The sequence below is a fragment of the Frigoribacterium sp. PhB107 genome, from assembly GCF_003751515.1.
Classification (GTDB): domain Bacteria; phylum Actinomycetota; class Actinomycetes; order Actinomycetales; family Microbacteriaceae; genus Frigoribacterium.
The window spans coordinates 649,693-668,982 of the sequence record NZ_RJKU01000001.1 but is presented as its reverse complement, the minus strand read 5'-3'; the positions used below and the strand labels follow the sequence as shown (position 1 = coordinate 668,982).

Genomic DNA, 19,290 nt, shown 5'->3' with positions numbered 1-19,290 from the left:
GACCTGCTGGCCCGCTGGGCGTCCTCGCCTCCGACATCGCGCGCCCAGCGCACGGGTCTACGATCGACGACGTGCCTGCAGTCAATCTCGGAATGCCGAAGGTCCCCGAAACCCTTGCCCCGCGACGCAAGTCGCGGCAGATCAAGGTCGGCAAGGTCCTCGTCGGAGGCGACGCTCCCGTCAGCGTCCAGTCGATGACCACCACGCCCACCACGAACATCAACGCGACGCTCCAGCAGATCGCCGAGCTCACCGCGTCGGGCTGCGACATCGTGCGCGTCGCCGTGCCCACTCGCGACGACGCGGAGACGCTGCCGATCATCGCGAAGAAGAGCCAGATCCCGGTGATCGCCGACATCCACTTCCAGCCGAACTACGTGTTCCAGGCGATCGACGCCGGCTGCGCCGCGGTGCGCGTCAACCCCGGCAACATCCGCAAGTTCGACGACCAGGTCGGCAAGATCGCCGCCGCCGCCAAGGCCGCGGGCGTCTCGATCCGCATCGGCGTGAACGCCGGGTCGCTCGAGCCCAGCATCCTGCAGAAGTACGGCAAGGCGACGCCCGAGGCGCTCGTCGAGTCCGCGGTGTGGGAGGCGTCCCTCTTCGAGGAACACGACTTCCACGACTTCAAGATCTCGGTCAAGCACAACGACCCGGTCATCATGGTCAAGGCGTACCGGCAGCTCGCCGAGCGTGGCGACTGGCCCCTGCACCTCGGCGTGACCGAGGCCGGCCCCGAGTTCCAGGGCACCATCAAGTCGGCCACGGCCTTCGGCATCCTGCTCGGCGAGGGCATCGGCGACACCATCCGCGTGAGCCTCAGCGCGCCTCCTGCGCAGGAGGTCAAGGTCGGCCTGCAGATCCTCCAGTCGCTGAACCTGCGCGAGCGCAAGCTCGAGATCGTCAGCTGCCCCAGCTGCGGTCGTGCGCAGGTCGACGTGTACAAGCTCGCGAACGACGTCACCGACGGCCTCGAGGGCATGACGGTCCCGCTCCGCGTGGCGGTCATGGGCTGCGTCGTGAACGGCCCGGGCGAGGCCCGCGAGGCCGACCTCGGCGTCGCGTCGGGCAACGGCAAGGGCCAGATCTTCGTCAAGGGCGAGGTCATCAAGACCGTGCCCGAGTCCGAGATCGTCCAGACGCTGATCGACGAGGCCAACCGCCTCGCGGCCGAGATGCCCCCGGGCGAGGTCGGCTCGCCCCAGGTCCTCACGGTCTGAGGCTGATCGCGGGTCGGTCACCGACCCGACCGCCCCGAGGAGGCGCGGTGCAGGCTCCGGCCGCACCGCGCCTCCTCCGCGTCGCAGCCTGCCCGCCGCCGGTGACGTGTCCGGCCGACGCTGGTGCCCCCGCCTCCCGGCCTCCCGATCAGTGTTCGTGCATGCTCGCGGAGCAGGTGTGTCGCCGTGTGACGCGCCGATTGTGACCCGGCCCGCCCCGCCGGTCACGATGGAGGGACGCACGGTCGTGGTGCCGGCAGCAGCAGCCGGCGACGTGCGTCGCACCGTCTGAGAGGAACGTCATGTCCGAGGCAACACCCCTGATCGAGGCCCCGAAGAAGAAGCGCGGACGGCTGATCGCGATCGTCGTGGCGGTCGTCGTCGTCCTCGCCGCCGTGGGCGTCGGCATCGCCGTCGCGAACCGGGGCGGCGACGCCGTGCGCATCGGGGTCGTCGGCGCGAGCGACCCGTACTGGGCCACCTTCACGCAGGCCGCCGCCGACGAGGGCATCGACGTCGAGATCGTCGACTTCGCCAACTACGAGCAGCCGAACCCGGCGCTGACCGAGGACGAGCTCGACCTCAACCAGTTCCAGCACATCGTCTACCTGGCCCAGTACGACGTGTCGGCCGACGCCGACCTCGTGCCGATCGGCTCGACGGCGATCTACCCGCTGCCCCTGTACTCGCAGGAGCACACCTCGCTCGACCAGTTCAGCAAGGGCGACACCGTCGCCGTGCCCGACGACGCGAGCAACCTCGCCCGCTCGCTGCTCGTGCTGCAGTCGAACGGCCTGATCGAGCTCAAGGACGGCGGCGACATCTTCTCCGGCCTCGACGACATCGACACCGAGGCGTCGACGGTCACGGTCTCGCCCGTCGCGGCCGACCTCGCCGCGACGTCGCTGCCCGACTTCGACGGCGCGATCATCAACAACGAGTACGCCACCAAGGCGGGGCTCTCGCCCGACACGATCATCGCGACGGACGACCCGAAGGACCCGGCGTCGCTGCCCTACGTCAACGTCTTCGCCGCTCGTGAGGGCGACGCCGACGACGAGACCTACAAGAAGCTCGTCGAGATCTACCAGGACACGAAGGCCGTCACCGACGGCGTCGTCGAGAACTCGGGCGGCACGGCCCTCACCACGAAGGTGCCCGTCGCCGACCTGCGCGAGTCGCTCGAGCAGACGAAGGAGCTCGTGGAGCAGAACGGCTGACGCCGCCTGCCCCCGCCCGGGCCCGACCCGCTCGCCACGACGGCGCGCTGGTCGGGCCCTTCCGACCGTGACGAGGAGACCATGCCCGCCATCACCCTGACCGACGTCGTCAAGACCTACCCGCCCCGCGAGAAGGGCGCCGCACCGCTGACGGCCGTCGACGGCGTCAGCCTCGAGATCGCCGACGGCGAGATCTTCGGGATCATCGGCTACTCCGGCGCCGGCAAGAGCACGTTGGTGCGCCTGATCAACGCGCTCGAGCCGACGACGAGCGGCCGGATCGAGATCGACGGCCGTCCCGTGACCGGGCTGCGCGAGCGCGAGCTCCGCGGGGTGCGCGCCGGCATCGGCATGATCTTCCAGCAGTTCAACCTGTTCTCGTCGAAGACGGTCTGGGGCAACGTCGAGTTCCCGCTCAAGGCGGCCGGGGTGCCGAAGGCCGACCACCAGCGGCGGATCAGCGAGCTGCTGCACTTCGTCGGGCTGGCCGACAAGGCGCACGCCCGCCCCGACCAGCTGTCGGGCGGCCAGAAGCAGCGCGTCGGGATCGCCCGCGCACTCGCGACGTCGCCGGGCGTGCTGCTCGCCGACGAGGCGACGAGCGCGCTCGACCCCGAGACCACGCAGGAGGTGCTGGCCCTGCTCCGGCGGGTCAACGCCGAGCTGGGCATCACCATCGTCGTCATCACGCACGAGATGGACGTCATCAAGTCGATCGCCGACCGCGTCGCCGTGATGGACCGTGGTCGGGTCGTCGAGATCGGTCGCACCTTCGAGGTCTTCTCGGCCCCGCGCGAGGCGTCCACACGGCGCTTCGTCTCCACCGTCGTCGCCGGCTCGCCGGAGGGCGACGACCTCGCGGCGCTCCGCCGTCGCCACGAGGGCCGCCTCGTGACCGTCCGCGTCTCCGAGGGCGGCGTCGACCAGCAGCAGGTCTTCGGCGTGCTCGCCCGCCACGGCGTCCGCTTCGAGATCGTCTTCGGCGGCATCGACGAGATCGGCGGTCGGACCTTCGGCACCCTGACCCTGGCCCTCACGGGCGCCGACGGCGACGTCTCGGCGGCCGTCGCCGAGCTCGGGGCCGCGGCGACCGAGCTCCCGGCCTCGCCCACGACCGAGGCCGCGCCCGCCCGGCCGGCCCACGACGCGGAGGCTCGCTGACCATGGACTCCCTGATCGACCTGCAGCCCCAGCTCTGGAAGGCGGCCTACGAGACCGTCTACATCGTCGCCCTGACCCTGCTCTTCGGCGGGCTCGGCGGGCTCCTGCTCGGGCTCGCCCTCTACCTCACGCGCGAGGGCGCCCTCTTCGCGAACCGCGTCGTCTTCGGCGTCCTCAACGTGGTCGTCAACGTGTTCCGGCCGATCCCGTTCATCATCTTCCTCGCGGCCGCGCAGCCCCTCGCCCGGGCCGTCGTGGGCACGGGCGTCGGCAACACGGCCATCATCTTCACGTTGTCGCTCGCGGCCTCGTTCGCGATCTCGCGGATCGTCGAGCAGAACCTGCTCACCGTGCAGCCGGGCGTCGTCGAGGCGGCCAGGGCCGCGGGTGCAGGGCCGTTCCGGATCATCGGGAGCATCGTGCTGCCGGAGGCGCTCGGCCCGTTGATCCTCGGCTACACGTTCATCTTCGTCGCGCTCGTCGACATGTCGGCGGTCGCGGGCTACGTCGGCGGCGGGGGACTCGGCGCGTTCGCCCTGCTCTACGGCTACCGGCAGTTCGACCCCGTGGTCACGTGGGGCGCGGTGCTGCTCATCATCGTGCTGGTGCAGCTCGTCCAGTTCCTGGGCAACCACCTCGCGAGGAGGGCGCTCCGGCGGTGACGTCGGACGCCTCGGTTACAGTGGGCCGGGTGACCGACACCTCCACGACGCCCCCGCCTCCCGCCGCGGTCGGCACCCCGATCAGCCCCGCCGACCTCGAGCGTGCCGCCGGTGTCGTCGATGCCGTGTCGCACGCGTTCTCGCGCAAGGTGGTGGGCCAGACCGGCCTCCGCGACACCCTGCTGATCGCGCTGATCACGGGCGGGCACGTGTTGCTCGAGAGCGTCCCCGGGCTGGCCAAGACGACCGCGGCGGCGACGCTCGCGCAGTCCGTCGAGGCGAGCTTCACCCGCATCCAGTGCACGCCCGACCTGCTGCCGAGCGACATCACCGGCACCCAGATCTACGACGCGCAGAAGTCGACCTTCGTGACGCAGCTCGGCCCCGTGCACTCGAACTTCGTGCTGCTCGACGAGATCAACCGCTCGAGCGCGAAGACCCAGAGCGCGATGCTCGAGGCGATGCAAGAGAGGCAGACGAGCATCGGCGGCACCGTCTACCCGCTGCCCCGGCCCTTCCTCGTGCTGGCCACGCAGAACCCGATCGAGCAAGAGGGCACGTACCAGCTGCCCGAGGCGCAGCTCGACCGGTTCCTCCTGAAAGAGGTGCTCGACTACCCGTCGCCCGCCGAGGAGGCCGAGGTCATCCGGCGCATCGAGGCCGGCGTCTACGACGAGCAGCAGGTCGACGCGCCGACCGGCGTCTCGCTCGAGGACGTCGTGTGGCTGCAAGAACTGGCCAAGCGCGTGTACGTCGACGCGTCGATCGTCAACTACATCGTCCAGCTGATCTACGTGACGCGGCACCCGCAGCAGTACATCCCCGGCAGCCTCGCCGACTACGTCCAGTTCGGCGCGAGCCCGCGTGCCAGCATCGCGTTCATGCAAGCCGCGCGTGCCCTGGCCCTGCTGCACGGCCGCGACTACGTCATCCCGGAAGACGTGAAGCACCTGCGGCACGGCGTGCTGCGGCACCGCGTCATCCTCGGCTACGAGGCCACGGCGGACGACGTGGCCCCCGAGACGATCATCGATGCCGTCTTCGCCTCCGTGCAGACTCCCTGACGACCGTGGCGAGCCTCCTCCTCCGGGTGCGCACGAAGATGTCCCTGTTCGCGCACCGCCGCACCCTCGACCTGCTCGAGGGCGGCTGGGCGTCGGTCCACCACGGCCGCAGCCACGACTTCGACGACCTGAGGGCCTACGTGCCGGGCGACGAGGTGAAGGACATCGACTGGAAGGCGACCGCCCGTCACGGCGAACCGCTGGTGAAGCGCTACGTCGCCAGCAGGAGGCGGTCGCTGGTCCTCGTCGTCGACACCGGTCGCAACATGGCCGCGACGGCCGCCAGCGGCGAGACCAAGAAAGAGATAGCGATCATGGCGGCCGGCGCCCTGGGCTACATCGCGTCGCGCCACGGCGACGTCGTCTCGCTCGTCGCGGGCGACGAGGGCGGCACCGTCGCCCTCCCCGCCGGGGCGACCGAGGCGCACCTCGAGCGCCTCCTCCGCCAGGTCGACCGTCGTGTCTCGCTCGACGCACCCCGCAGCGACCTGCGGGGCGTCCTCGACTGGGTCGCCCGCGGCGTCCGCCGCCGGTCGATCCTCGTCGTGGTGACCGACGACGTCGTCGTCGACGCCGAGCTGGTGAGGCTCCTCCGACGGCTTCGCGCCCAGCACGAGATCGTCTGGGTCACCGTCGGCGACGCCGACCTCATGACGCGGTCCGGCCACGCCGGGGACGTCTACGACGTGCAGGAGGTCACGGCCCTCCCGGCGTACCTGCGCGAGAACGCGGCCCTGCGACGCGCCTTCGACGAGTCGTCCGAGCGGCGTGCGGACGACGCCGGCCGGCAGCTGCAGGCACTGGGCATCAGCAGCGAGAGGCTGTCGAGTCAGGCGGGCGTCGTGCCCGGGCTCTTCACGCTGATGGAGAAGCACCGCCGTGCTTGACGACAGGGGCTTCTTCGGGCCGTACCAGTACCCGCTCTGGGTCCTCTGGCTGGTGCTCGGGCTCGTCCTCCTGGGCCTCGTGGCGGCGTGGATCGTCTTCGTGCTGCGCTTCTCGGCGCGGCGGCTGCCCCCGTCGGCCCGCCGGGCGGCAGCAGCCGCGGTCGTCGACCTGCCGTCGGTCCGGCTCCGATACCTCGGCCTGATCGACGAGGTGCAGGCCGCCTCCCGCGACGGCCGTCTCGGCGAGCGGGCGGTGCACAGCCGGCTCAGCCTCCTCCTCCGGTTCTTCGTCCACGAGACGGCGGGCGCCGACACGCACGTGATGACCCTCGCCGACCTGCGCGAGGCCGACCTGCCCCGCGTGGCCGACGCGGTCGAGCAGTGGTACCCGCCGGCCTTCGCGCAGCAGCACTCCGGCGACCCCGACCGTGCCGCCGAGACCGCGCGCGAGGTGGTGCGCTCGTGGTCCTGATCTGGTGGTGGGCCCTGCTCGCAGCCCTCGTCGTCGCCGGGCTCGGCGCCTGGCTCTGGCTCGTGCTGCGACGCCGCGAGCGCGCACGACTGCGCCGCGCCGGCACCCCCGTCGCCCACAGCGAGCGCCTGACCGAGCTCCCCGTGTACCGCCGGCTCGTCGCCCGCTACCGCGCGGCGCTCGTGGGCGCCCTCGTCCTCGTCGTCGCCCTCACCGGCCTCGGCGCCCTGCTGATCGCCCGGCCGGGCACGGTCCAGGTCGTCGAGCCGCCGTCCTACAAGCGCGACATCGTGCTCTGCCTCGACGTCTCGGGGTCGATGACCGAGGTCGACTCCCAGATCGTGTCGACCTTCGCCGAGCTCGCGTCGGGCCTCGACGGCGAGCGGATCGGGCTGACCCTCTTCGACAGCTCGTCCGTGCAGGCGTTCCCCCTGACCGACGACTACGACTTCGTCGCCGAGCAGCTGAGCCAGTACCGCGACTCCTTCGACAGCGCGGGCGAGGACGGCACGCGGTACTGGACGGGCACCGACCTCGGGCAGGGCGCCTCGCTGATCGGCGACGGCCTCGCCGCCTGCGCCCTCAGCTTCGACGGGGGCAGCGAGAGCACCCGGCCGAAGTCGATCGTGCTGGCGACCGACAACTACGTGAACGGCGCGGCCCTGCTGACGCTCGACGAGGCGGGGCAGCTCGCGACCGACCGCGGCATCCGGGTCTACGCGCTGAACCCCGCGGACTACTCCGACGACGCCGTGGCGGACGAGGTCGCCGGCGAGCTGCGCACCGTCGTCGAGTCGACCGGCGGTGCCTACTACGCGCTCGACGGCGCGACCACCGTGGCCGAGATCGTGCAGCAGATCGACGACCAGGAGGCGGGCCTCTTCACCGGGACGCGTCGCCTCGTCACGACCGACGCCCCGCAGGTCGCCGTCATCGTCGCGCTCCTGCTCGCCGCGGCCTCGTTCGTCCTGCTCTGGCGGGTGCGGCTGTGACCGCGGCGACGGCGGCGCTGCCCGCCGCGATCGTGCTGCAGCCCGTTCTCCCGTGGTGGCTGCTCGCCGTCCTCGGCGTCGCGCTGCTGGGCTTCGTCGGGTGGCGGGTCGTCGCCGAGCGGGGCGACCGCCGCCTCCTGCGCAGCTGGGTCCGCCGTCTCGTGGTGGTGGCGCTGCTGCTCGTCGTCGCCGTGCGCCCGGGCGTGCCCGGCGGCAGCGCGCAGGCGTCGACGGCGGCGCTCAACGTGTTCTTCGTCGTCGACACCACCTCCAGCATCGCGGCGGAGGACTGGGACGGCGACCGCCCGCGGCTCGAGGGCGTCCGGAGCGACGTCGACGCGATCGCGAGCGAGCTGGCCGGCGCCCGCTTCTCGCTCATCTCGTTCGACAGCACCGCCGTGCTCCGCACCCCGCTCACCGACGACGCGGCGGCCGTCGTGACCGCGGCCTCCGTCATGAACCAGGAGATCACCTACTACTCCAGCGGCAGCAGCATCACCGAGGCCTCCGACCTCCTGGCCGAGCGACTGCAGGAGGCGCGCGAGGCCGACCCCGAGAGGGCGAACGTCGTCTACTACCTGGGCGACGGAGAACAGACGGCCGACGAGGCGCCCGGCTCGTTCGCGGCGGCTGCAGCCGACGTCGACGGGGGAGCGGTGCTCGGCTACGGCACCGCCGCGGGCGGGCGCATGAAGGTCTTCGACGGGTACGGCGACGCCTACAGCAGCACCGAGTACATCAAGGACAGGACGCAGCCGGGCGAGCCGGACGCCCTCTCGGTGATCGACGAGGACGCCCTCCGCACGATCGCCTCCCAGCTCGGCGTCGACTACGTGCACCGGGAGGCCGACACGGGCGTCGGGGCCGTCGTCGCCGACGCGCGCGACGGGTCTGTCGCCTCGGACGAGGGCCGTGCCGAGGCCGTCGTCGACCTGTACTGGATCGCCGCCGTCCCGCTGTTCCTGCTCGCCCTGGTCGAGGTGGCCGTCGTCGCCCGAGCCCTCGCCGAGATCCGCGTCCGGCCCCGGGCCGACCGTGCACCCGGAAGGACGTCGTCGTGACCGACACCCTCGCCCCGCCGCCCGTCGACGACCGCGACCGGGCGACCGCCGCGGAGCCGAGCCTCGACCAGTACCGTCGCCGGCTCCGACGCCGGATGTTCCTCTGGTCGGCCCCGGTCGTGCTGGTCGTGCTGCTCGTGGCGCTCAAGCTGCTCAGCCTCCCGCTCTTCGCGGGCCTGACGGAGCACGCCTACGACGCCCGCGCCTACGAGCGTGCCGCCTCCCTCACCGCGCCCCTCGGCGTCGCCAACGTGGTCGAGCCGTGGGTGCACCACTTCGACCGCGGCACGGCGTGGGCGAGGGTCGGGGTGCTCGACGTCGCGCGGCAGGAGTTCGTCACCGCGCTCGACCTCGCGCCCGAGGGCGACGAGACGATCTCGTGCGTCATCCGCACCGACCTCGTGCTCGTCATCGAGGCCCAGGGCGACGCCGCGCTGCTCGAGCTGCGCTACGCCGACGCCGAGCAGCTCTACGAGCTGGGGCAGTCGACGATCGCCGAGGCTCCCGAGGGCTGCTTCCAACCCCCGGACGACCCGCAGCAGCCCGACACGTCGCAGCCCCTCGACGACGCGCAGGGCAGGCTGGGCGACAAGCAGCAGCAGGCCGAGGGCGGCGACCAGGGCGACCCCTCGGGAGGCGACGGCTCGGATCCCGGACAGGGCGGCGGCGAGGACGAGGGCGACGCCGGGGCGGGCGGCACCGACCCGCTCGACCAGCTGCAGCAGCAGGGCGACGAGAGCCAGCAGGAGCGCCAGCAGGACACCGACCGCGAGCGGTACTACGAGCAGGCGCCGGGGGAGTACGACGGCAAGCCCTGGTGAGCGTGACCGGGACGAGCCTCGGGGCACGGGGCCGCGTCCCCTCCGGGCACGCCCCTATGCTGGGCGGGTGTCCACGCGCCTCTCCCAGCTCTTCGTCCGCACCCTCCGTGAAGATCCCTCCGACGCGGAGGTGACCAGCCACCGCCTCCTCGTGCGGGCCGGCTACATCCGCCGCCAGGCGCCCGGCGTGTTCGCCTGGCTGCCCCTGGGCCTCCGGGTCAAGGCCAGGATCGAGGCCGTCGTCCGCGAGGAGATGACCGCCGCGGGCGCGCAGGAGGTGCACTTCCCGGCCCTGCTGCCGCGCGAGCCCTACGAGGCGACCGGCCGCTGGACCGAGTACGGCGAGGGGATGTTCCGCCTCAAGGACCGCAAGGACGCCGACTACCTGCTCGCCCCCACGCACGAGGAGGCCTTCACGCTCCTGGTGAAGGACCTGTACTCGTCGTACAAGGACCTGCCGCTGACGCTGTTCCAGATCCAGGACAAGTACCGCGACGAGGCACGGCCCCGTGCCGGCCTGCTGCGCGGTCGCGAGTTCACGATGAAGGACGCCTACTCGTTCGACGCCAGCGACGCCGGGCTCGAGGCCAGCTACCAGCTGCAGCGCGACGCCTACGAGCGCATCTTCACGCGTCTCGGCCTCGAGTACGTCATCGTCCAGGCCGACGCCGGCGCGATGGGCGGCTCGCGCTCCGAGGAGTTCCTCCACCCCACCGAGGTCGGCGAGGACACCTTCGTCCGCTCGGCCGGCGGCTACGCCGCGAACGTCGAGGCGTTCACCACGACGGTGCCCGAGGTCAGGCAGATCGAGGGTCAGCCGGCCCCGGTGATGCTCGACAAGGCCGTGACGCCGACCATCGCCTCGCTCGTCGACCAGCTGAACGCGTCGCACCCCCGCGAGGACGGCCGGGACTGGGCCGCTGCCGACACCCTGAAGAACGTCGTCGTCGCGCTCACGCACCTCGACGGGACGCGCGAGCTCGTCGTCGTGGGCCTGCCCGGCGATCGCGACGTCGACATGAAGCGCCTCGAGGTCGCCTTCGCGCCCGCCGAGGTCGACGCGGCGGGCGACGCCGACTTCGCCCGGACCCCCGGTCTCGTCAAGGGCTACATCGGGCCCGGCGGCGCGGGCTGGGGAGCCGCGATCCGCTACGTCGTCGACCCCCGTGTCGTCGAGGGCAGCTCGTGGGTGACCGGAGCGAACATCGACGGCGTCCACGTCGCCGGGCTCGTCGCAGGTCGGGACTTCGAGCACGACGGCGTCGTCGAGGCGGCGCAGGTCCGCGAGGGCGACCCGGCCCCCGACGGCTCCGGTCCGATCGAGACGGCTCGCGGCATGGAGATCGGCCACGTGTTCCAGCTCGGCCGCAAGTACGCCGAGGCCCTCGGCCTCAAGGTGCTGGACGAGAACGGCAAGCAGGTCACCGTGACGATGGGCTCGTACGGCATCGGCGTGACGCGCATCCTCGCGGTGATCGCCGAGGCGAACAACGACGCCAAGGGCCTCGTCTGGCCCGCCAACGTCGCGCCGTTCGACGTGCACGTCGTCGCGACGGGCAAGGACCCGGTCGTCTTCGAGGTGGCCGAGGCGCTCACCGCCGAGCTCGAGGCGCACCGCCTCGACGTTCTCTACGACGACCGCCCCAAGGTCTCGCCCGGGGTCAAGTTCGGCGACGCCGAGCTGCTCGGCGTCCCGCAGATCGTCGTCGTCGGGCGCTCCGCCGGCGAGGGGATCGTCGAGCTCTGGGACCGCCGCACGGGCGAGCGCACGCCCGTCCCGGTGGCCGAGGCCGTCGCGGCCCTCTCGGCTCCGCGCGCCTCCTGACGTCGTCGGCCCGCGCCTCCTCGAGTCCCCACGGACGCAGGAGGCGCGGGCCGCGTCCGGTTCTCCGCCCCCGTCGCACTCGGGTACCGTAGGGGGATGCTGTGCGCGCCACCGTGTGCGCAGCCTGAAGATCTGAACAGTGGAGGCCCTCAGTGGACATCGACCTGAGCGTGCTGCGTCTCATGGAACGCGAGCGCGAGATCCCCTTCGAGGAACTCGTGGGCATCATCGAGCAGGCCATCCTCACGGCCTACCTCAAGCACACCGACCAGCCGGAGAGCCGCGTCCCGGCGGCCCGGGTCGAGCTCGACCGCAAGACCGGGCACGTGTCCGTCTTCGCCATCGAGCGCGACGAGGAAGGCGAGGTCGTCGGCGAGTCCGTCGACAGCCCCAGCGACTTCGGCCGCATCGCCGCCTTCGCGGCCAAGCAGGTGATCAACCAGCGCCTGCGCGACATCGGCGACGACAAGGTCCTCGGCCAGTTCAAGGGGCGCGAGGGCGACATCGTCGCCGGCGTCATCCAGCAGGGGCCGAACCCCCGCATGGTGCACGTCGACCTCGGCACCGTCGAGGCGATCCTGCCTCCCGAGGAGCAGGTGCCCGGCGAGAAGTACGACCACGGCACGCGCATCCGCGTCTACGTGACCGGCGTCAGCAAGGGCACGAAGGGGCCGCAGATCACCGTCTCGCGGACGCACCCCTCGCTCGTCCGCAAGCTCTTCGCGCTCGAGGTCCCCGAGATCGCCAGCGGCGTCGTCGAGATCGTGTCCCTGGCCCGCGAGGCCGGGCACCGCACCAAGATCGCGGTGCGCGCGACCGAGCCCGGCGTCAACGCGAAGGGCGCGTGCATCGGCGAGATGGGCGCTCGGGTGCGGGCCGTGCAGACCGAGCTCGGCGACGAGAAGATCGACATCGTCGACTACTCGAGCGACCTGCCCGTCTTCGTCGCCAGCGCGCTGTCGCCGGCCAAGGTGTCGTCGTCCTTCGTCATCGACCAGGCGACGAAGGCCGTCCGGGCCCTGGTGCCCGACTACCAGCTGTCGCTCGCCATCGGCAAGGAGGGGCAGAACGCCCGTCTCGCCGCGAAGCTCACGGGCGCGCGCATCGACATCCAGCCCGATTCGATCCTCGAGGACGACTGACCGATCCCGACGCCGAGGGCGGGCGGCGCACCACGCCGTTCGCCCCCGGCGTCTCCCGTCCGCCCACCCGAGGGGGTAGAGTGGTACCCGTAAGAACGTGCATCGGTACTCGAGCGCGCGCTCCGCGGTCCTCACTCGTGAGGGTCGTCGCCCGTGACGGACGCCTGGTGGTCGACGAGACCGCCACGCTGCCCGGGCGGGGCGCGTGGTTGACGCCTTCGATGGACGCGTTCGAGTCGGCAGTGAAACGCAGGGCATTCCGCCGTGCGCTCCGCCTCGACTCCGAGCCCGACACCGAGCAGCTCCGCGACCACCTGATGCGGCTGCAGACCGATGTGCACACCCCGAGTTCCACCACGACCACTGGCCACGACAGAACAGGCTGACAGGCACATGGACAACTAATGAGCGGCTCGAAATGAGACCCGTCCAGAACTGACGGCTCCCTCCTGACCGGGAAGGGGCCCGAGACAGGAGAACTGTGGCTAAACCACGCGTACACGAGATCGCCAGCGAGCTGGGGATCGACAGCAAGACAGCACTAGAGAAGCTCAAGGAGATGGGCGAGTTCGTCAAGGGACCGTCCTCCAGCGTCGAGCCCCCCGTGGCCCGCAAGCTGCGCCAGGCGTTCGCCGGTGCCGCCGCCGCGCCCAAGGCCGGCGCCGCACCTGCCGCGAGCCCGAAGGCGTCGGCTCCCGCCGCCTCCTCCGCACCGAAGCCCGGCGGGCCCCGTCCTGCCGCTCCCAAGCCTCCCGTCGCCGAGCAGCCCGCTGCTCCCGTCGAGGCCCCGGCCGCCGCTGACGACACGGAGGCGGCACCTGCCCCCGTCGCGCCGCTCACCGTCGCCGAGCGCCAGGCCAAGGCCGAGGCGGAGCGCGCCGCGGCCGCGGCCGCCAAGGAGTCGGGCACGGCGCCCGCCGAGTCCGACGCTCCGACCGAGGCCGGCGCGTCCGCGCCGAAGCCCGGCGGACCCCGCCCCGGCGCCCCGCGCCCCGGCAACAACCCCTTCGCCAGCAACCAGGGCATGGGCCGCCCGAGCGCGCCCCGTCCCGGCGGCTCCGGCGCCGCGACCAGCATGCCCCGCCCCGGCGGAGCAGCGGGGCCGCGCCCGATGGCTCCCCGTCCCGGTGCTCCTCGTCCGGGCGCTCCGCGTCCCGGCGTCGGCGCCAGCCCCCGCCCCAACGGCTTCGGCCAGCGCCCCGCGGGTGCCGGCGGTCGTCCCGGCGGTGCCGGCGGCGGCTTCCAGCGTCCCGGCGGCGGTGCTCCCGGCGCGGCCGGCGGCTTCCGTCCCGGCTTCGGCGCTCCCCGCCCTGCGGGCGGCGGTGGCGGCGGCCGTGGTCGCGGCCCCGGCGGCGGCACGGCCGGCGCGTTCGGTCGCGGCGGCGGCAAGAGCAAGGCACGCAAGTCGAAGCGGACCAAGAGGGCCGAGTTCGAGATGCGCTCCGCCCCGTCGCTGGGCGGCGTCAGCGTCCCCCGCGGCGACGGCAGCACGATCGTCCGTCTGCGTCGCGGCGCGTCCATCAGCGACTTCGCCGACAAGATCGACGCCAGCCCCGGCAACCTGGTGACCGTCCTCTTCCACCTGGGAGAGATGGCGACCGCCACGGAGTCGCTCGACGACGCGACGTTCCAGGTGCTCGGCGAAGAGCTCGGCTACCGCATCCTCGTCGTCTCTCCCGAGGACGAGGACAAGGAGCTGCTAGAGGGCTTCGACATCGACCTCGAGCAGGAGCTCGAGGACGAGGACGAGGACGTGCTGCAGGTCCGTCCGCCCGTCGTCACGGTCATGGGCCACGTCGACCACGGAAAGACCCGACTGCTCGACGCGATCCGCAACGCCAACGTCGTCGCCGGCGAGGCCGGCGGCATCACGCAGCACATCGGTGCTTACCAGGTCTGGGCGCCCCACGAGGGCGTCGAGCGAGCCATCACCTTCATCGACACCCCGGGCCACGAGGCGTTCACCGCCATGCGTGCCCGTGGTGCGCAGGTCACCGACATCGCGATCCTCGTGGTCGCGGCGGACGACGGCATCATGCCGCAGACGGTCGAGGCGCTGAACCACGCCCAGGCTGCCAACGTGCCGATCGTCGTCGCGGTCAACAAGATCGACAAGGAGGGCGCGAACCCGGCCAAGGTGCGTCAGCAGCTGACCGAGTACGGCCTCGTCGCCGAGGAGTACGGCGGAGACGTGATGTTCGTCGACGTGTCCGCACGCGACAACAAGAACATCGACGCGCTGCTCGAGGCCGTCCTCCTCACGGCCGACGCCGGTCTCGACCTGCGGGCGAACCCGGACAAGGACGCTCGTGGAGTGGCCATCGAGGCACGCCTCGACAAGGGCCGCGGCGCCGTCGCGACCGTGCTCATCCAGTCGGGCACCCTGCGGGTGGGCGACGCGATCGTGGCGGGAACGGCCTACGGCCGTGTCCGCGCGATGATGGACGAGAACGGCGAGACCGTCGACGAGGCCTTCCCGAGCCGTCCCGTGCTCGTGCAGGGACTCTCGAGCGTGCCCCGTGCCGGCGACACGTTCCTCGTCACCGAGGAGGACCGTACGGCCCGTCAGATCGCCGAGAAGCGCGAGGCCGTCGAGCGCAACGCGTCGCTGGCCAAGGCCCGCAAGCGCATCTCGCTCGAGGACTTCACCCGTGCTCTCGAAGAGGGCAAGGTCGAGGCGCTCAACATCATCATCAAGGGCGACGTGTCGGGTGCCGTCGAGGCGCTCGAGGAGTCGTTGCTCAAGATCGAGGTGGACGACAGCGTGCAGCTGCGCATCATCCACCGCGGCGTGGGCGCCGTCACCGAGAGCGACGTCAACCTGGCGACCGTCGACAACGCGGTCATCATCGGGTTCAACGTCCGACCGGACACGAAGGCCCGCGAGCGTGCTGCCCGAGAGGGCGTCGACGTGCGCTTCTACTCGGTCATCTACGCCGCGCTCGAGGACATCGAGAACTCGCTCACGGGCATGCTCAAGCCCGAGTTCGAGGAGAAGCAGTCCGGTGTCGCCGAGATCCGCGAGATCTTCCGCTCGTCGAAGGTCGGCAACATCGCCGGTGTCATCGTGCGGTCGGGAACGATCACGCGGAACGCCCGGGCCCGTGTCATCCGCGAAGGCGTGGTGGTCGGCGACAACCTCGCCATCGACTCGCTGCGTCGCTTCAAGGACGACGTCACCGAGGTGCGGACGGACTTCGAGGCCGGAATCGGTCTGGGCAAGTTCAACGACATCCAGATCGGCGACGAGATCGAGACCATCGAGATGGTCGAGAAGCCGCGGGGCTGACGCCCGGCGACGCATCGTCAGAGGCCCCGCCACGACCACGGTCGGGGCGGGGCCTCACCCCTCTCGCCTGCGGGCGAACAGCAGAAGGAGCAACGAATGGTCGACGCACAGCGCGCCCGCAAGATGGCCGACCGCATCCACGAGATCGTGGCGCGGCGGCTGGAGCGCGGCATCAAGGACCCGCGCCTCGGGTTCGTCACCATCACCGACGTCAAGGTGACCGGTGACCTGCAGCACGCGTCCGTGTTCTACACGGTCTACGGCACCGACGAGGAGCGCGCCGACACCGGCGCCGCCCTCAAGTCCGCCACGGGCATGCTGCGCAGCGAGGTCGGCAAGAACATCACGGCACGGCTCACCCCGAGCCTCGAGTTCATCCTCGACGCCCTGCCCGAGAACGCGGCGTCCATCGACCGCCTCCTGCAGGAGGCGCGTCAGCGCGACCAGGACAGCCAGACCGTCGCGGCCACGGCCGAGTACGCCGGAGACTCCGATCCCTACGTCAAGCCCCGCGACGAGGACGACTACGACGACGAGGACGACGACCTCGACGACGACGACACCGACGAGGTCGCTCCGGTCGTCGACGAGGCCGACGTCGAGTCGGGCGCCGTCGACGACGGCACGGTGGAGCCGGACGGCTCCACGCGCTGACCCAGCTCGGCTGCCGGGCGCTTAGCTCGGCAGCGACCAGCCCTCGTCGACCGATCCCGTGACCAGCCCGTCACGGAGGAGGCCGGCGAGGGCTCTGTCGCGCTGTTCGGCGTCGGGCCACACGCGGTCGACCTCGTCGCTCGTGACCGGCACGTCACTGGCCCGCAGCTCGGCCATGACCAGGCCGCGTACCTGTCGGTCCGAGCCGGCGAAGGCGGCCTGACGGCGGAGGGGAGGCCCCGCGTGCTCGGGGCGCCCGCCCAGCACCCACGCGCACTGCACGACCAGCGGGCACTCGTCGCAGCGCGGCGACCGCGCCGTGCAGACGAGCGCGCCGAGCTCCATCACCGCGGCGCTGGCGACCCGGGCCTCGGCGACGTCGGTCGGCAGCTGCGACTCCATCGCCGGCAGGTCGCGGCGGGCGTTCGGCGCCCAGGGCTCTGCGAGGCCCTCGACCGCACGGGCGAGCACCCGGCGCACGTTCGTGTCGACGACCGGGTGCCGGTGACCGTAGGCGAACACCGCCACCGCGCGTGCGGTGTAGTCGCCCACGCCCGGCAGAGCCAGCAGCTCCGGCACGGTCTCGGGCACGACGCCGCCGTGCCGCTCGGTGATGACGACGGAGGCGGCGTGCAGGGCGAGCGCCCGGCGCGGGTACCCGAGGCGGTCCCACGCGCGCACCGCCTCCGAGGCGGGGGAGGCGGCGAGGTCCGAGGGCGTCGGCCAGCGCTCCAGCCACTGCTCCAGGCGGGGGACGACCCGCACGACCGGTGTCTGCTGCAGCATGACCTCGCTGACGAGGGTGCCCCAGGCGGTGAAGCCGGGCCGACGCCAGGGCAGGTCGCGCCCGTGCTCGCGGAACCACGACGAGACGGCGGGGGCGATGGTCACCGGACGATCCTACGGGCGCTCGGACCGCTGTCGGCGGCCCGGCCTAGGGTGACCGCATGACGACTCGTTGGGCCCCCGCCAAGAAGGACACGCTGCGCGCTCTCGCGACCGAGATCCTGCACAACTACTCGAGGGGCCGGGCGTTCGTCGCCGTCGACGGCCCCGCGGGTGCCGGTCAGTCGGCCTTCGCCGACGACCTCGCGGCTGCCCTGGTCGAGGCGGGCCACGCGGCCTTCCGAGCGTCGGTCTCCGACTTCGGCAGGCCCCGGGGCGAGGGAGGCGCGGTCGCCGACGGCGAGCCCGCCCCGGTCGACGGGGCGCTCCTGCGCCGGGTCCTCGTGGAGCCGTTCCGGCTGGGCGGCAGCACCGCGTGGGTGCCGGCGGCGTTCGACAGCGCCTCGCAGCGCGAGGTCGAGCCGCGTTGGGTGACGGGCCCCGACGACGCCCTGCTCGTCGTCGACGGCGAGGCGCTCGGGCGCCCCGAGCTCGCCGGGCTCTGGAACTACACGGTCTGGGTCACCCCGGGCGGCGGTCGCGGCGGCCTGCGGGCCGTCGCCACGGCGGTCGTCGACGTCGCCGACCCCGAGCACCCGCGCCGCGTGTTCGACGACGCGTGCTGAGCGTCGGCCCGGGCACGGTGCGGTAGCGTCGTCGCGTGAACAGCGGCATCCTCCTCGTCGACAAGCCGCAGGGCATCACCAGCCACGACGTGGTCGCCCGCGTCCGCAAGGCCGCCGGCACCCGCAAGGTCGGCCACGCGGGCACGCTCGATCCCCTCGCCACCGGCCTGCTCGTGCTCGGCCTCAACTCGTCGACCAGGCTCCTCACGTTCCTCGTCGGGCTGGACAAGACGTACGAGGCGACGATCCGGCTGGGCGTCTCCACCGCCTCCGACGACTCCGAGGGCGAGGTCACCTCCACCTCCGACGCGTCGGGTGTGGCCGACGCCGCGGTGGACGCCGGCATCGCCGACCTCACCGGGCCGATCAGCCAGGTGCCGACCACGGTCAGCGCCATCAAGGTGGGCGGTCGACGTGCCTACGACCTGGCCCGTGAGGGCGTCGAGGTCGAGCTCAAGGCGCGTGACGTGGTGGTCTCCGAGTTCGTCGTGCTCGACCGCCGTGACGCCGTCGCCGACGGCGTGGCCGTCCGCGACCTCGACGTCCGGGTCAGCTGCTCGTCGGGCACCTACGTGCGGGCCCTGGCTCGCGACCTCGGCGGCGCGCTGGGCGTGGGCGGGCACCTCACCGCGCTGCGGCGCACGCGGGTCGGATCCTTCGACGTGGCCGACGCCGCGGTGCTCGAGGGCATCGAGGTCGCGCCGGCCCTCCTCGCTCCCTCGGCCGTCGCCTCCTCGTTGTTCCCCGTCTGGTCGATGACGGCCGACGAGGCGACCGACCTCGGCCACGGCAAGCGGCCCGCCGCGGGGCTGGCCGACACCGAGGGCCCCGTGGCCGCGGTGACCGCCTCGGGCGATCTCGCCGGGCTGGTCTCGGTGCGCGGCGGCCGTGCCGTGCCCATCGTCAACTTCCCGACCGACGAGGTGCGCGCGTGATCGAGTGGTTCACCTGGGCCCAGGTGATCGTGGCCTGCGTCGCCGGGCTGGTCTGCCTGGTGGCCGGCTTCTCGGGCAAGCTGCCGAACGACATCACGGTCGGCGCCACGGCGCTCGTGCTGCTGCTGCTGCTCGTGCAGCTGGTGGTCGCGATCGTCGCCCCGTTCACGGGCAACCCGCCGACGGGCAACGTCGTCGAGTTCTACATCTACCTCGTCTCGGCGATCCTGCTGCCGCCGCTCGCCGTCGTCTGGGCGCTCGTCGACCGCACCCGGTGGAGCAACCTCGTGCTCGCGGCGGCCGTCTTCGCGGTCGCGGTGATGGTCTACCGCATGCTGCAGATCTGGACCGTCCAGGTCGCGTGACGAGCGCCT

At 72.1% G+C, this 19,290-nt stretch carries 19 protein-coding genes; 18 read left to right on the top strand and 1 reads right to left on the bottom strand.

Annotation, left to right across the window (positions count from 1 at the left end):
* Positions 1-71: 71 nt before the first annotated feature.
* The 15 genes from ispG to rbfA all read left to right on the top strand — a co-directional run bounded on the left by ispG (position 72) and on the right by rbfA (position 16,470).
* Positions 72-1,220 (top strand): flavodoxin-dependent (E)-4-hydroxy-3-methylbut-2-enyl-diphosphate synthase, encoded by a 1,149-nt coding sequence (ispG, locus tag EDF18_RS03025; RefSeq protein ID WP_192041883.1) that lies wholly within the window; start codon positions 72-74, stop codon positions 1,218-1,220.
* A 302-nt stretch (positions 1,221-1,522) separates the two neighbouring features.
* A complete protein-coding gene (locus EDF18_RS03020; protein ID WP_123546274.1) occupies positions 1,523-2,440 on the top strand; it encodes a MetQ/NlpA family ABC transporter substrate-binding protein in 918 nt (305 codons plus the stop codon).
* A gap of 81 nt (positions 2,441-2,521) precedes the next feature.
* Positions 2,522-3,601, top strand: coding sequence for a methionine ABC transporter ATP-binding protein (locus EDF18_RS03015; RefSeq protein ID WP_123546272.1), 1,080 nt, complete (start codon positions 2,522-2,524; stop codon positions 3,599-3,601).
* Between the two features lie 2 nt (positions 3,602-3,603).
* Positions 3,604-4,263: a methionine ABC transporter permease gene (locus EDF18_RS03010; protein WP_123546270.1), complete on the top strand. Its 660-nt coding sequence runs from the start codon at positions 3,604-3,606 to the stop codon at positions 4,261-4,263.
* 29 nt (positions 4,264-4,292) lie between these two features.
* Entirely contained in the window at positions 4,293-5,327 is a 1,035-nt protein-coding gene (locus tag EDF18_RS03005) for a MoxR family ATPase (protein WP_199732309.1), read from the top strand.
* A 5-nt stretch (positions 5,328-5,332) separates the two neighbouring features.
* Positions 5,333-6,214, top strand: coding sequence for a DUF58 domain-containing protein (locus EDF18_RS03000; RefSeq protein WP_123546268.1), 882 nt, complete (start codon positions 5,333-5,335; stop codon positions 6,212-6,214).
* Complete coding sequence (locus tag EDF18_RS02995; protein WP_123546266.1) at positions 6,207-6,686, top strand: hypothetical protein; 480 nt, start codon at positions 6,207-6,209, stop codon at positions 6,684-6,686. Before EDF18_RS03000 ends, EDF18_RS02995 begins: the two co-directional genes overlap by 8 nt.
* Positions 6,677-7,678: a VWA domain-containing protein gene (locus EDF18_RS02990; RefSeq protein ID WP_123546264.1), complete on the top strand. Its 1,002-nt coding sequence runs from the start codon at positions 6,677-6,679 to the stop codon at positions 7,676-7,678. Before EDF18_RS02995 ends, EDF18_RS02990 begins: the two co-directional genes overlap by 10 nt.
* Positions 7,675-8,739 carry a vWA domain-containing protein gene (locus tag EDF18_RS02985; RefSeq protein WP_233568956.1) on the top strand — a complete coding sequence of 355 codons (1,065 nt, stop codon included), beginning with the start codon at positions 7,675-7,677 and terminating at the stop codon, positions 8,737-8,739. The genes EDF18_RS02990 and EDF18_RS02985 overlap by 4 nt, the downstream gene beginning before the upstream one ends.
* The gene (locus EDF18_RS02980) at positions 8,736-9,560 is read left to right on the top strand and encodes a hypothetical protein (protein WP_123546262.1); all 825 of its coding nucleotides are present in this window, start codon (positions 8,736-8,738) and stop codon (positions 9,558-9,560) included. Before EDF18_RS02985 ends, EDF18_RS02980 begins: the two co-directional genes overlap by 4 nt.
* A gap of 67 nt (positions 9,561-9,627) precedes the next feature.
* Complete coding sequence (locus tag EDF18_RS02975; protein WP_123546260.1) at positions 9,628-11,385, top strand: proline--tRNA ligase; 1,758 nt, start codon at positions 9,628-9,630, stop codon at positions 11,383-11,385.
* Between the two features lie 152 nt (positions 11,386-11,537).
* Positions 11,538-12,527 carry a transcription termination factor NusA gene (gene nusA, locus EDF18_RS02970; protein ID WP_123546258.1) on the top strand — a complete coding sequence of 330 codons (990 nt, stop codon included), beginning with the start codon at positions 11,538-11,540 and terminating at the stop codon, positions 12,525-12,527.
* Between the two features lie 80 nt (positions 12,528-12,607).
* Positions 12,608-12,913: a YlxR family protein gene (locus tag EDF18_RS02965; RefSeq protein WP_123546256.1), complete on the top strand. Its 306-nt coding sequence runs from the start codon at positions 12,608-12,610 to the stop codon at positions 12,911-12,913.
* A 95-nt stretch (positions 12,914-13,008) separates the two neighbouring features.
* Positions 13,009-15,816 carry a translation initiation factor IF-2 gene (infB, locus tag EDF18_RS02960; RefSeq protein WP_123546254.1) on the top strand — a complete coding sequence of 936 codons (2,808 nt, stop codon included), beginning with the start codon at positions 13,009-13,011 and terminating at the stop codon, positions 15,814-15,816.
* Between the two features lie 96 nt (positions 15,817-15,912).
* Entirely contained in the window at positions 15,913-16,470 is a 558-nt protein-coding gene (gene rbfA / locus EDF18_RS02955) for a 30S ribosome-binding factor RbfA (RefSeq protein WP_123546252.1), read from the top strand.
* Between the two features lie 21 nt (positions 16,471-16,491).
* Here the strand turns inward: rbfA and EDF18_RS02950 are convergent, their stop codons facing one another.
* Positions 16,492-17,361, bottom strand: a complete 870-nt coding sequence (locus tag EDF18_RS02950) for an A/G-specific adenine glycosylase (protein WP_199732307.1) — start codon at positions 17,359-17,361, stop codon at positions 16,492-16,494.
* A 56-nt stretch (positions 17,362-17,417) separates the two neighbouring features.
* On the opposite strand from EDF18_RS02950, the gene EDF18_RS02945 reads away from it, so the two are divergent.
* From EDF18_RS02945 to EDF18_RS02935, 3 genes are read left to right on the top strand one after another with little or no spacing between them, the layout of a single operon-like run.
* Positions 17,418-17,981, top strand: a complete 564-nt coding sequence (locus tag EDF18_RS02945; RefSeq protein WP_123546250.1) for a hypothetical protein — start codon at positions 17,418-17,420, stop codon at positions 17,979-17,981.
* Between the two features lie 35 nt (positions 17,982-18,016).
* On the top strand, positions 18,017-18,916 hold the full coding sequence (gene truB, locus EDF18_RS02940; RefSeq protein ID WP_123546248.1) for a tRNA pseudouridine(55) synthase TruB: 900 nt from the start codon (positions 18,017-18,019) through the stop codon (positions 18,914-18,916).
* Entirely contained in the window at positions 18,913-19,281 is a 369-nt protein-coding gene (locus EDF18_RS02935) for a hypothetical protein (protein WP_123546246.1), read from the top strand. The genes truB and EDF18_RS02935 overlap by 4 nt, the downstream gene beginning before the upstream one ends.
* The last annotated feature ends 9 nt before the right edge of the window (positions 19,282-19,290 follow it).

Bases quoted from the DNA above. Each gene is read 5' to 3' on its own strand.
- EDF18_RS03020 (WP_123546274.1), top strand. From the start codon at position 1,523: ATGTCCGAGGCAACACCCCTGATCGAGGCCCCGAAGAAGAAGCGCGGA.
- EDF18_RS03015 (WP_123546272.1), top strand. From the start codon at position 2,522: ATGCCCGCCATCACCCTGACCGACGTCGTCAAGACCTACCCGCCCCGC.
- EDF18_RS03010 (WP_123546270.1), top strand. From the start codon at position 3,604: ATGGACTCCCTGATCGACCTGCAGCCCCAGCTCTGGAAGGCGGCCTAC.
- rbfA (WP_123546252.1), top strand. From the start codon at position 15,913: ATGGTCGACGCACAGCGCGCCCGCAAGATGGCCGACCGCATCCACGAG.
- EDF18_RS02945 (WP_123546250.1), top strand. From the start codon at position 17,418: ATGACGACTCGTTGGGCCCCCGCCAAGAAGGACACGCTGCGCGCTCTC.